Below are 12,955 nucleotides of genomic sequence, written 5' to 3'. Positions count from 1 at the left end.
AGGGAGCCCATGGAACACGACTCCAACTTCTATTTTCTCAGCGAACATGATCCGCTGTTCTTTCAACTGGCTCGAGCCGCCGAGCAGACCTTTGCCGGGGACCCCAACACCACACTCATCAAGCTGCGTCAGCTGGGCGAGGCGTTGGCCCAGCATATGGCCGCCCGCATTGGCCTGGAGCTGGAAGAACGCACCACCCAGGCCGACTTGCTGCACCGGCTCAGTCGGGAGCTGGGACTGGATCAGTCGGTGCGGCAGATGTTCCATGTGCTGCGTATTGAAGGTAACCGCGCCACCCACGAGTTTCAGACCAGCCACAAAGAGGCGATGGATGCACTCAAGCTGGCCCGTGAACTGGCCGTCTGGTTCCATCGCGCATTTGGCACCGAAGGCGAAGAATTCAAGCCCGGTGCCTTTGTACCGCCCAAGGACCCCAGCGCCGAGCTGCGCCAGCTAACAGTGCAGATTGCTCAGTTGAACAGCCAGCTTGAAGGCACCAGCGAACAGCTGGAGCATCAGCAGCAGGAAACGGAAAAGCAGCAACAGCTGGCTGAGCTGAAGGCCCAGGAAAGCGCCGAATACGCTGAGCTTGCCAACCTGATGGACCAGGAAGCCAGATCCATGGCGGAGCTGGCCCAGCATCACGAGCAAGAACTGGCACGCCAGCAGGCGGCCTTTGAGACTAGGCTCAAGGCCGAGCTGCAACAACAGGCCGAGCAGCACAAGGCTGTGGCAGAAGTTTCCCGCCGCACCCAGCAAGCCAGCAAGCAGCTCAACCTGAGCGAAGAAGAAACCCGCATTCTGATCGATATGCAATTGATCGAGGCCGGCTGGGAAGCCGACACCGAGCTTTTGACCTGGGGCAACGGCACTCGCCCGGAAAAGGGCAAGAACCTGGCCATTGCCGAATGGCCTACTCAGGGCAAGCAGGCTGCCGACTATGTGCTGTTTGCGGGCTTGACCCCGATTGCAGTGGTGGAAGCCAAGCGCAAGAACGCCGATGTGGCCGGGAAGATCCACCAGGCTGAGCGTTATTCCCGTGGCCTATCCATGCATCAGGGCTGGGAGTCTCCCTGGGCGATCGCGAAGTTGCTCAAGCCTTGGGATGACGGCAAGGGAGGCACTTTCCAGGTGCCTTTCGTGTATTCCTGCAATGGCCGCCCTTTCGTCAAGCAGTTGGCAGAAAAGTCCGGCACCTGGTTTCGTGATGTACGCGCCGTGGCCAATCTGGCCCGCCCTCTGCAGCAATTCCACAGTCCAGAAGGGTTGCTCGACAATATTACCCGCAGCAAGGGCGATGCCGAGGCCCGACTGGAGCAGGAGCCCTATGGCTACCTCAAGCTGCGCGACTATCAGCAAAAAGCCATTGAATCAGTAGAGCATGCTCTGTCACACGGCCAGCGCCAGTGTCTGCTGGCCATGGCGACCGGTACCGGCAAGACCCGCACCATCATTGGCTTGATGTATCGCTTCCTGAAGGCAGAGCGTTTCAAGCGAATTCTGTTCCTGGTGGATCGCACCGCCCTGGGCGAGCAGGCGCAAAACGCCTTTGACGATATGCCGCTAGAGCAGAACTTCCCCCTGAACAAGATCTATAACGTTGCCGAACTGGGCGACATGGCCGCCGCAAGCGAAACCCGCATTCAGGTTGCCACGGTGCAAGCCATGGTGAAGCGGGTATTTCAGTCCGACACTCCCCCGGCCATCGATGACTTTGACTGCATCATCATCGACGAAGCCCACCGCGGCTATACCCTGGACCAGGAAATGAGCGAAGGCGAGCTGGCCACTCGAGATGCCAGCCAGTATCTGTCCAGCTATCGACGGGTGCTCGATTACTTCGACTCGGTACGCATCGGCCTGACTGCCACCCCGGCCAAGCACACCTCTGACATCTTCGGTCGCCCGGTATACACCTATTCCTATCGGGAAGCGGTGGCCGATGATTGGCTGATCGACCATGAGCCCCCCATTCGCTATGAAACCTTGCTCAGCCAGCAAGGCATTCATATCGGCAAGGGCGAGCAAGTGGAGGTCATCAACACCCACACCGGTGAGGTGGAGCTGGCCGAACTGGAAGATGAGCAACACTTTGACGTGGAGGCCTTCAACCGCCGGGTCATCACGGAAGATTTCAATCGCGTGATCTGCCAGCAGCTGGCCAAGGAGCTGGACCCCCTGGGCGACGAGAAGACGATGATCTTCTGTGCCACCGACCTGCATGCCGACATGGTCAAGCGTCTGCTTGATGAGGCCTTCAAGGAGCAGTACGACGATGCCTACCACGAGGCCGCCGTTCGCAAGATCACCGGCCAGAGCGACAAGGTCAGCACTCTGATCCGCCAATACAAGAATGAGCGTTTTCCCAACATTGCCATCACCGTGGACCTGCTCACGACCGGCATCGATGTGCCGCCCATCTGCCATCTGGTGTTCCTGCGCCGGGTGAAAAGCCGCATTCTGTTCGAGCAGATGATGGGACGGGCCACCCGCCGCTGCGATGATATCGGCAAGACGGTATTCAAGATCTACGATCCGGTAGACATCTACGCCACCCTGCAAGACGTGAATTCCATGACGCCCCTGGTCAAGAATCCCAATGTCAGCCTGGAGCAGCTGGTGATGGAACTGACGGATGATGAGGTCATGGAACACGCCATGAGCGCCCCCGGCACCCTGGCCGACCAGTCTCATGCCGATGACCTGCTCAACACCCTCTGTCAGAAGGTGATGCGCATTACTCGCAAGGCGACCAGCAAGGCCGAAACCCAGCCCGAACTCAAGCAAAAGCTCATGGAACTGGGTGACGAGTGGGGTACCCAACCTGATAAACTTCACCAGCATCTCCATGAGCTGGGCCCGACCGGTGCTGCAGGTTTCATACGTCGTCACGTCGGCCTGCTCAATAGCCTGGCCGAAGTCAAGATACTGCTGGGCTCAGAGCGCAGTCCGATTGTCTACTCAGGCGCTGATGAATTCAGATCCCGCACTCAGAGTTATGGCTTGCATGAAAAGCCCGCCGATTATCTGGACAGCTTTGACGACTTCATTCGCCAGCAGCTCAACCAGTCGGCCGCCCTGGGCGTGGTGGTGAACCGGCCAAAGGATCTGACCCGCGAGCAACTCAAGGAAGTGCGACTGCTGCTCGACGAGAACGGCTTCAGCGAGGCCAGCCTCAATAGTGCCTGGAGCAACAACAGCAACCAGGACATTGCCGCCAGTATCATCGGCCATATTCGCCGAGCGGCCATGCGCGAAGCGCTGGTGCCCTTCGCCGAACGCGTGAACCAGGCCATGGCGCATATCTATAGCACCCACGACTGGACCCCGAAGCAGCGCAAGTGGCTTGACCGGCTGGCCAAGCAGCTCACTCACGAGGTGGTGATTGATGAGCAGTTCATCAATCAGGCCTTTGCCCGTGATGGGGGGGCCAAGGTGCTTGACAAGCAGCTCGACAATCAGCTGACGAGCGTGCTCGATGAGCTGTCCGAGCAGCTGTGGAAAGTGGCCTGAGCGTCAACATGAATCATTCAAGACAGAGAACTCGATGACCAACAACGAAATTGTCCAGAAGCTGTGGAATCTGTGTGATGTGCTGCGCGATGACGGCATCAACTACAGCGACTATGTCACCGAGCTGGTGCTACTGCTGTTCATCAAGATGGAACACGAAAACACCGAGGCTGGCCTGCTCAGCAAGCATGCCCTGCCGGAATACTGCCGCTGGCCGGACCTCACCAGTCAGAGCGGCCTGCCTCTGCTCAACGATTACAAGCAGATATTGCTGGATCTCTCCAAGAGCCGTGACAGCCTGATCGCCGCCATTTACGCCGATGCCCAGACTCGGCTGCGCGAGCCTCGCCATCTGGAGCAGATGATCACCACCCTGGATGCCATCGACTGGTTCAGCGCCCGCGCCGATGGTCTGGGGGATCTCTATGAAGGCCTGCTGGAAAAGAACGCGGGTGAAACCAAGTCCGGTGCCGGACAGTATTTTACCCCCCGCGCCCTGATCGACAGCATGGTGCGTTGCCTCAAGCCCCAGCCCGGTGAAGTGATTCAGGATCCCGCTGCGGGGACCGGCGGTTTCCTGATTGCCGCCGACCGCTACATCAAGGACCAGACCGACGATCATTACGACCTGAATGCCAAGGCCCAGGCATTTCAGCGCAATCAGGCTTTTGTTGGCGTCGAGCTGGTGCCGAGCACCCGTCGATTGGCGCTGATGAACTGCCTGCTGCACGGCATGGAAGGCGATGACGAAGGCGTGGTGCATCTGGGCAACAGCCTGGGACAGGTGGGCATGCAGCTGCCCAAGGCCGATATCATGCTGGCCAACCCGCCGTTCGGCACCGCCAAGGGTGGCGAGGCCAGCATCAGTCGAGATGACCTCACCTACCCCACCAGCAACAAGCAGCTGGCCTTCCTGCAGCATATCTATCGTGGGCTCAAGCCCGGTGGCCGCGCCGCCGTGGTACTGCCCGACAACGTGCTGTTCGAGGCTGGTGCCGGCACCGATATCCGTCGCGACCTGATGGACAAGTGCAACCTGCACACCATCCTGCGCCTGCCCACCGGTATCTTCTACGCCCAGGGGGTAAAGACCAACGTACTGTTCTTTACCAAAGGCAGCGCCACTGACCCGCGCCAGCAGGACAACTGTACGCAGAATGTCTGGGTGTATGACCTGCGCACCAATATGCCGAGCTTCGGCAAGCGCAGCCCCTTCACTGCCAAGCACCTGCAGCCGTTTGAAGACGTGTATGGCGAGCAGCCCGATGGCACCAGCTCCCGCACGGAAGGCGACTGGAGCTTTGGTGCTAAGCAGATTGAAGTCACCGAGACAGAAGAAAACCAGGATGTCGCGCAAGACCTCGCCACCAGCCGCTGGCGCTGCTTCAGCCGTGACTGGATTCGCGATACCAAGGGCGATTCGCTGGATATCAGCTGGCTGAAAGACAACGACAGCGTCGATGCCGCCAACCTGCCCGCGCCGGATGTACTGGCCGCCGAGGCCATGAGCGAACTGACTGAAGCCCTGCGCGAGCTGGATCAACTGTTGCAAACGCTGGGTGCGGGGGATGAGGCGAATAGTCAGAAGCGCCTGCTGGGTGATGCATTGGGGTTGGAGGCCAAGGTATGACTTATGCAACGACCCCTGGCGGTTGGATAACCACCAAGCTTGGTACTGTTTTAGATTTTAAATACGGGAAGTCTTTACCAGCGAAAACTCGTGATGGTGTTGGCTTCCCCGTATATGGCTCAAATGGAGTTATTGGATTCCATTCTGCACCATTAATACCACATGCGGGTATTATTGTGGGTCGTAAAGGAAGCTTTGGTGAGGTGCATTTATCACTACAACCTTTTTCCCCAATCGATACCACCTACTTCATCGATGAGTTTGGACCACAGATAATAAAGTTTTGGTTCTATCACTTAAAACATCTACCGCTCACTCAACTAAATCGAGCGTCTGCTATTCCTGGTTTAAACCGAGAAGATGCTTATGGCCTTGAGGTACCGCTTCCCCCCCTCGCCGAACAGCGAGAAATCGCTGACCGCCTGGATACCCTGCTGGCACAGGTGGACACGCTCAAGGGCCGCCTCGACGCCCTTCCGGCCATCCTGAAGCGCTTCCGCCAGTCCGTGCTGGCTGCTGCCGTTAGCGGCAAGCTGACGGAAGAGTGGCGAGGCACATCTTCAACAACATTCTATCAGTCTCCAGTAACAATTGGACTTGAAACAGACGCGGCGCCAAAGGGTTGGATATGGAGTAAGCTCGACGAACTAGCGACCCTTGAGTCTGGACATACACCGCGTAAATCAATCCCAGAATATTGGGATGATGGCGATATACACTGGATCAGCCTGCAGGATATCAGATCCTCACACGGGACTGTTATCCAAGATACTAAATACAAACCTACCATGCTTGGGATTGAAAATTCTAGCGCTCGTCTACTTCCGGCCGGGACGGTTTGCTTCTCTCGAGACATATCTGTAGGTTATACTACGATAATGGGACATGAGATGTCTACAACTCAACACTTTGCAAATTGGATTTGTGGTGAAGAGTTAATTAACAATTATTTGATGTATGCTTTAATGGCTGCAAAAGATCATTTAACTACTTCAGGGCAAGGCTCAACAGTTAAAACCATCTACATGCCTGCACTCAAGAAGTTTCATATACTTCTGCCACCAAAAGTTGAGCAAACTGAAATAGTGCGCCGAGTTGAACAACTCTTTGCCTTTGCCGATCAGGTCGAGCAGCGGGTGAAGGAGGCGCAAGGCCGGGTAAACAATCTGACCCAGTCGATTCTGGCCAAGGCATTTCGCGGCGAGCTGACCGCCGAGTGGCGTGAGCAGCACCCGGAGTTGATCAGTGGTGAGAATTCGGCCTCTGCCCTGCTGGCGCGCATTCAGGCTGAGCGCGCGGCTCAGGCACCGGTCAAGCGCACTCGCAAGAAGAAGGCGAGCGCATAAGGCCTGTGCGCATCACTGGCGCTTGACGTGAGGACAGCATCACTTCCGACGCTCGCCATGCGTGATAGCAAGCCAAGACACCGGTATTCATGTCTCTAGACCCCACGGCCCTGCCCTCTAACGAGGTGCAGGGCCGTGTCACGTCTGATGCCCGCCTTTTTTCGCCACCGGCCAGGAATGGAATGGCGGGTATTGCGCCCTCGACGCCGACAGAGCCCTGCTGTGCTGACAACGAGCTACTAGGCTGAAGTGTGTGTCACCACGTTTCCCCAAGGCGTACAGCGTCCATCGGAAGCGAACAGGATCACGACAGACAGGAGCGACGCATGCCAGCCAGTTTCCACGACCACCTCAGCCGTCAGATCAATACGCTGCATGAAGAAGGCCTCTACAAGCAGGAGCGCGAGATCACCTCGCCCCAGCGTGCCAGCATCCAGGTTTCCGCCAGCGATAAGGACGAGGGACAAGGCGCCCAGGTCATCAACTTCTGCGCCAACAACTATCTGGGCCTGGCCGATAGCCCCGAATTGATTGCGGCCGCGCAACAGGCGCTGGAGCGTGATGGCTTCGGCATGGCCTCGGTACGCTTCATCTGCGGCACCCACCATCAGCATCGCGTGCTGGAAAAGCGCCTCGCGGCCTTTCTCGGCATGGACGATGCCATCCTCTATTCCTCGTGCTTCGATGCCAATGGTGGCCTGTTCGAGACACTCTTCGGCCCTGAAGACGCCATCATTTCCGATGCGCTCAACCACGCCTCCATCATCGATGGCGTGCGGCTGTGCAAGGCAAGCCGCTATCGCTATGCCAACAATGACATGAGTGAACTCGAGGCCCGTCTAAAGGAGGCGGACGCGGCTGGCGCACGCTTCAAGCTGATCGCCACCGACGGTGTCTTCTCGATGGATGGCGTGATCGCCAATCTCAAGGGCATCTGTGCACTCGCCCGCCGCTACGACGCGCTGGTGATGGTGGATGACTCCCACGCCACCGGCTTTGTCGGCGACAACGGGCGTGGCAGCCACGAATATCATGACGTGATGGACCAGATCGACATCATCACCACCACCTTCGGCAAGGCGCTGGGCGGTGCCTCGGGCGGTGTGACGGCCGCGCGCGGGCCCATCGTCGAGTGGTTGCGCCAGCGCTCACGCCCCTATCTATTCTCCAACTCGCTGGCGCCGCCCATCGTGGCGGCGACCCTCAAGGCGCTGGACAGAATCGAGGACAGCGCCGAGGCGCGCCGTAAGCTGTGGGAGAACGTCGAACGCTTTCGCACCGGCATGCAGGCCGCCGGCTTCACCCTCGCGGGCGCCGGCCACGCCATCATTCCGGTGATGATCGGCGATGCACGCCTGGCGAGCGACTTCGCCAATCGGCTGCTGGAGGCCGGCATCTACGTGATCGGGTTTTCCTATCCGGTGGTGCCCAGGGGACAGGCGCGCATTCGCACCCAGCTCTCGGCGGCGCATACCCCGGAGCAGATCGACACGGCCGTCTCGGCCTTCGCGCGCATCGGCCGCGAGATGGGCGTGATCGGGTCTGCGACGGGAGGTGATGCATGAAGGCGCTGGTCAAGCTCAAGCCCGAACCCGGGATCTGGATGACCGAGACGGCCGTGCCGGAAATCGGCCACAACGATGTGCTGATCAAGATCCGCAAGACCGCGATCTGCGGCACGGACATGCACATCTATCAGTGGGATGAGTGGTCACAGGCGACCGTGCCGGTGCCGATGGTCACCGGTCATGAGTATGCGGGGGAAATCGTCGCACTGGGCAGCGAGGTGCGCGGCTACGAGATCGGCGACCGTGTCTCCGGCGAAGGGCACATCACCTGTGGCCATTGCCGCAACTGCCGCGCGGGGCGTCGCCATCTGTGTCGCAATACCGAGGGCGTGGGCGTCAACCGTCCGGGCGCCTTCGCCGAATATCTCGCCCTGCCCGCCTACAACCTCTTCAAGCTGCCGGATGAGATCAGCGATGACCTGGCGGCCATCTTCGACCCCTTCGGCAATGCCGTGCATACGGCGCTGGCCTTCGATGTGGTCGGCGAGGACGTGTTGATCACCGGTGCCGGGCCCATCGGCATCATGGCGGCGGCGGTCATCCGCCATATTGGCGCCCGCCACGTGGTGATCACCGACGTGAATGACTATCGACTGGCACTGGCCGAGCGGATGGGCGCGACCCGCACCGTCAATGTCAGCCGCGAATCCCTGAAGGAGGTGATGGCGGAGCTCGACATGCATGAGGGCTTCGATGTAGTGCTGGAGATGTCCGGCGTGCCATCAGCCGTGAGTCAGATGCTCGATGTCATCAACCATGGCGGCAAGATCGCCATGCTGGGCATTCCCCCCGGCGAGATGGCCATCGACTGGACCAAGGTCATCTTCAAGGGGCTGACCATCAAGGGCATCTATGGCCGTGAGATGTTCGAGACCTGGTACAAGATGGCCAGCCTGATCCAGTCAGGGCTGGATCTCTCGCCCATCATCACGCATCGATTTCCCGTCGATGACTTCCAGCAGGGCTTCGAGATCATGGGCTCCGGTCAGTCGGGCAAGGTGGTGCTCGACTGGGGCTGAGGGCTTTTACTCGATTGCTCCCCCACGCCTGTCAGCTCCCGATCGTCTGCCCCCGATCGTCAGAGCGCGTACCGGTCAGTCGTCGCCTCGCGGGGTAACAGCCCGAAGGCCTCGCCCATGCCGGGAGCCGAGAGACGCTGGAGAATCCATTTGAGCGCCTTGCCCTGACGGCCACTGCGCCAGGCAAGGGAGAGATCGATCGGCGCACGATCCGTCTCCAGTGGCAGCACCGTGAGACTGCCGTCTTCCAGTGATTGACGAATCCGGTGCAACGGCAGATAGCCGACGCCAAGCCCCCTGCGCTGAACGTCTATCTTCTGCGCCGTGGTCTTGACGATGATCTGACTGCGACCATCCAGCAGCCCCGAAGAGCGCCCGGGCAAGCTGCGCGAACTGTCGGCCACGATGACGGTGGGATAGTCACGCAGGGCGTCGGCGGACAGCGGCTGTGGCAGATGCGTCAGCGGATGGCCGGCCGCCACGGCGAAGACCGGCTCGATCGCCCCGAACACTCGGCTCGACAACCCCGACACCGGTGCCTCGCCGGGCGCTCCGATCACCAGATCACAACGGTTGTCATGCAACGCTTCCCAGGCGCCCCCCATCACCTCCTCACCGAGTACCACCCGGGTACGCGGTTGGATGGCCTGAAACTCCTCCAACAGCGGATAGAGCGCGTCCGGTTCAAGAATGGAATCGACGCAGATACGCAGCTCGACCTCCCAGCCCGCCCCCGCCTGACGCGCCAGCGCCGTCATCTCATCGGTGGCCAGCAGAATGCGTCGCCCATGCTCCAGCACCAGGCGTCCGGCATCGGTCAGTTCGGCCTTGCGGCGCGAACGGTCGAACAGCGGCACGCCCAGCTCTTCCTCCAGCTTCTGCACCGAGTAGGAAATCGCCGAGGGCACGCGGTGCAGTGTCTCGGCGGCCGCGGCGAAACTGCCACGTCGGTCAATGGCATCCAGTACGCGCAGCGCGTCCAGCGTGATGGGTGAGACCATGGTTCAAAAATTCTGATCAATCAGACCAGAATCCTCCGTTATTTTTCTGTGACACCACATTTTATAGTAGCGCCATCGATCAGACACACTGATTGGAAAATCCACCCCTTACCTGATCACTGGAGCCACTCATGTTCAAGTCCGCCCTCTCTCGCCTGATGTCCACTGACACGAGCCTCGCAAGCATGGTGCTGCGCGTGCCCACCGGCATCATCTTCATGGCCCACGGGTCACAGAAACTGTTCGGCGCCTTCGGCGGCTACGGTCTGGAAGGCACGGGGCAGTGGATGGCCTCCATGGGCATCGAGCCCGGCTACCTGATGGCACTGTTGTCCGGCAGCGGTGAATTCTTCGGCGGACTGGCCATTCTCATCGGCCTGCTGACGCGCCCGGCAGCTGCCGTGCTGCTCTTCACGATGCTGATCGCCATCCTGACCGTGCATATCGGCAATGGCCTGTTCATGAGCAACAACGGCTTCGAGTACGCGCTGGCCCTGTTGACCATCGCGGCCAGCCTCATGATCACCGGCGGCGGCAAGCTGTCCCTTGATCGGGTACTGCAACCGGGCAGCAACGCCGTGCGCGAAGACTGAAGCCTGCTTCACTCACCGGCAGACACCACGACACTCTGAGGAGGTTGCCATGTTCACGTTACGTCCAGCGGCAGAACGCGGTCATGCTCGATTTGGCTGGCTGGAGAGCCGCCACAGCTTTTCCTTCGCCAGCTACTATGACCCGAATCACATGGGCGTCTCCGTACTGCGCGTGCTCAATGATGACACCGTGGCACCCGGCGCAGGCTTCGAGACGCATCCGCACCGTGACATGGAAATCATCAGCTATGTGCTGCAAGGCAGCATCGAGCATCGTGACACCATGGGCTCACATCGCACCCTGGGAGTGGGCGAAGTCCAGCTGATGAGTGCCGGCAGCGGCATCGAGCACAGCGAGTACAATCCCTCGACTCGCCAGCCACTGCATTTCCTGCAGATCTGGATCACCCCGGATGCCAGGGGCCTGACGCCGCGCTATCAGCAGCAACCCTTCACGGCACGCGAGGGACTCGACCTGTTGATCGCCCCGCCACAAGAGGCCGTGGACGGCATCCTGTCCATCAATCAGGATGCCCGGATGTATCGCATCGGCCTGCAAGGCGCGGAACACACGGATACCTCGCTGGCATTGCCCTTCGCGCCCCAGCGTCGCTACTACCTGCACGTCATCGACGGGACGGCAACACTGAAGGGCAAGGATCAGCAGAGCCTGCCCCTGTCCGCGGGAGATGCCGTCACGCTGGATCATGAACCCGAGGCCACTCTCGCTGAGGCGCGAGGTCTGCATGCGCTGCTGTTCGACCTGCCCGCTTGAGCTGGCCTCCGATGGCCTCTGGCCATGAGTGGCCTCTAGACCCACGACGCCTCCCCGCCCACATCACTGTCGGCGGGGAGGCGTCGTTATGGCACGTCCGCATGGGAGGACACCTGGCAGGGAACGTGGCTGGGCGACATCTGTCATAGGGAGGCATGATACGATCAAGCGCGAGGCTGGTCGTCATCGACATCCTCGTGAGCTGACGGAGGAAACCCCATGAGCAAGGACACGACCATCACGTCCACTCCACCCGAGACACCCAGATTGCCGGCACCGGATGCACAGCCCCTCACGGCCCACGCCTCCGAGTACAGCGAGGAAGGTTTCTGGCACAAGGTCTCGTCGGTCGCCCGCAAGGCCGGCCAGACAGCACTCAATCCCGCCCTGCGCATGTACTTCGCGGCGCAGGATTCCGATACCCCTGTCTGGGCCAGAACCACCATCTATGGCGCGCTGGGCTACTTCATTTCCCCCATCGATGCCCTGCCGGACTTCACCCCCCTGCTGGGTTACACCGACGACATCACCTTGATGGCGGGCGCGGTGGCCATCGTGGCGGCCCATATCAAGCCGGAACATCGCGCACGCGCGGACAAGGTGCTCAAGCGCTGGTTCGATTGACGGCAGACGACGCGCCTGGCAGCGCCTCCCCCTCGTGGCGGCACACGGCCCACTGGCCACGACCTCCCCGCCATGAACAGGGTGTCAACAGTGTTGAATGCCGTGTAGAGCGCTCGTTTAGCGGGTGACACCGTGCGTGTTACCGTGAAGTCATATCTTCATGCCCACGAGCCCCCCGAAAGCGCAGGATGCCTCCATGACAATGTTGAAATTCGCCACGGCAGGTCTCGCGCTGCTGCTGATGACCGGTTGCGCCTCGCGTGCCGAAATCGATATGCCCAACATTCAGCCGGTGCAGTCTCTGGCCTATGAACACAAGACGTTCTACCCCGACATCTATTACAGCCAGCCTCAGGCCAATCTGTTCTCGGGTGCCGCGACCCAGGCCATGCGCCCACTGGGCAGCGTGAAACTGCCGCGCGCCTCTTCACCGCCCATGAAGAATTTCGACCTGCTGCTGCGCGAACAGTTACCCAGCACCTCGGTGATCACGCATGATGCCCGCGAGAAGGACTATCGCCTCAAGGTCGAGATTCAGGCCCACGAGAACCGTGGCCCCGTCTATCTCGACTATCTGATGGCAAAGAATCTGCCGATGAATCTGCTCACCTTCGGCATCGCCAATGAAGACTTCGATGTGATTGCCGATTTCGAGGTGGTGTACTGCCTCTATGACAAGGATGAGCAACTCCTCTATCGCAAGGATTACACGGTCAAGGACTCCGTACCTCATCAGACCGGCAACTTTGACCTCGGGGATCGCATGCTGATGCCTGCCCGCGACATGATGAAGAAATACCTTCAGCTGACGATGAATGACTTCTTCATCCAGGCCAGCCAACCCTCACTGAGGCACGTCGCGGTCGTTTCTCCACCCGCCATCTGA

10 protein-coding genes are annotated in these 12,955 nt (G+C 59.8%); 9 read left to right on the top strand and 1 reads right to left on the bottom strand.

Annotation, left to right across the window (positions count from 1 at the left end):
* Positions 1–9 precede the first annotated feature (9 nt).
* The 5 genes from hsdR to tdh all read left to right on the top strand — a co-directional run bounded on the left by hsdR (position 10) and on the right by tdh (position 9,076).
* Complete coding sequence (gene hsdR / locus HXS66_RS13565) at positions 10–3,513, top strand: type I restriction-modification system endonuclease (protein ID WP_176503818.1); 3,504 nt, start codon at positions 10–12, stop codon at positions 3,511–3,513.
* A 34-nt stretch (positions 3,514–3,547) separates the two neighbouring features.
* Positions 3,548–5,143: an N-6 DNA methylase gene (locus HXS66_RS13560; protein ID WP_176503817.1), complete on the top strand. Its 1,596-nt coding sequence runs from the start codon at positions 3,548–3,550 to the stop codon at positions 5,141–5,143.
* Complete coding sequence (locus HXS66_RS13555; RefSeq protein WP_176503816.1) at positions 5,140–6,489, top strand: restriction endonuclease subunit S; 1,350 nt, start codon at positions 5,140–5,142, stop codon at positions 6,487–6,489. The genes HXS66_RS13560 and HXS66_RS13555 overlap by 4 nt, the downstream gene beginning before the upstream one ends.
* Positions 6,490–6,815: 326 nt before the next feature.
* Positions 6,816–8,054: a glycine C-acetyltransferase gene (locus HXS66_RS13550; protein ID WP_176503815.1), complete on the top strand. Its 1,239-nt coding sequence runs from the start codon at positions 6,816–6,818 to the stop codon at positions 8,052–8,054.
* Positions 8,051–9,076 (top strand): L-threonine 3-dehydrogenase, encoded by a 1,026-nt coding sequence (gene tdh, locus HXS66_RS13545; protein WP_176503814.1) that lies wholly within the window; start codon positions 8,051–8,053, stop codon positions 9,074–9,076. Before HXS66_RS13550 ends, tdh begins: the two co-directional genes overlap by 4 nt.
* Positions 9,077–9,135: 59 nt before the next feature.
* Here the strand turns inward: tdh and HXS66_RS13540 are convergent, their stop codons facing one another.
* Complete coding sequence (locus HXS66_RS13540) at positions 9,136–10,077, bottom strand: LysR family transcriptional regulator (protein ID WP_176503813.1); 942 nt, start codon at positions 10,075–10,077, stop codon at positions 9,136–9,138.
* A gap of 131 nt (positions 10,078–10,208) precedes the next feature.
* Here HXS66_RS13540 and HXS66_RS13535 point away from each other — a divergent pair, with 131 nt between their 5' ends.
* The 4 genes from HXS66_RS13535 (at position 10,209) to HXS66_RS13520 (ending at position 12,955) form a co-directional block, all read left to right on the top strand.
* Positions 10,209–10,670: a DoxX family protein gene (locus HXS66_RS13535; RefSeq protein ID WP_176503812.1), complete on the top strand. Its 462-nt coding sequence runs from the start codon at positions 10,209–10,211 to the stop codon at positions 10,668–10,670.
* A gap of 49 nt (positions 10,671–10,719) precedes the next feature.
* Positions 10,720–11,445 (top strand): pirin family protein, encoded by a 726-nt coding sequence (locus HXS66_RS13530; RefSeq protein WP_176503811.1) that lies wholly within the window; start codon positions 10,720–10,722, stop codon positions 11,443–11,445.
* 219 nt (positions 11,446–11,664) lie between these two features.
* Complete coding sequence (locus HXS66_RS13525) at positions 11,665–12,069, top strand: YkvA family protein (protein ID WP_077377519.1); 405 nt, start codon at positions 11,665–11,667, stop codon at positions 12,067–12,069.
* 196 nt (positions 12,070–12,265) lie between these two features.
* Positions 12,266–12,955, top strand: coding sequence for a hypothetical protein (locus HXS66_RS13520; RefSeq protein ID WP_176494151.1), 690 nt, complete (start codon positions 12,266–12,268; stop codon positions 12,953–12,955).

The organism is Cobetia sp. 5-11-6-3 (assembly GCF_013374055.1).
GTDB classification, from domain to species: domain Bacteria; phylum Pseudomonadota; class Gammaproteobacteria; order Pseudomonadales; family Halomonadaceae; genus Cobetia; species Cobetia marina.
The sequence above is the reverse complement of the archived record's forward strand: the minus strand, read 5'-3'. Positions and strand labels throughout refer to the sequence as shown.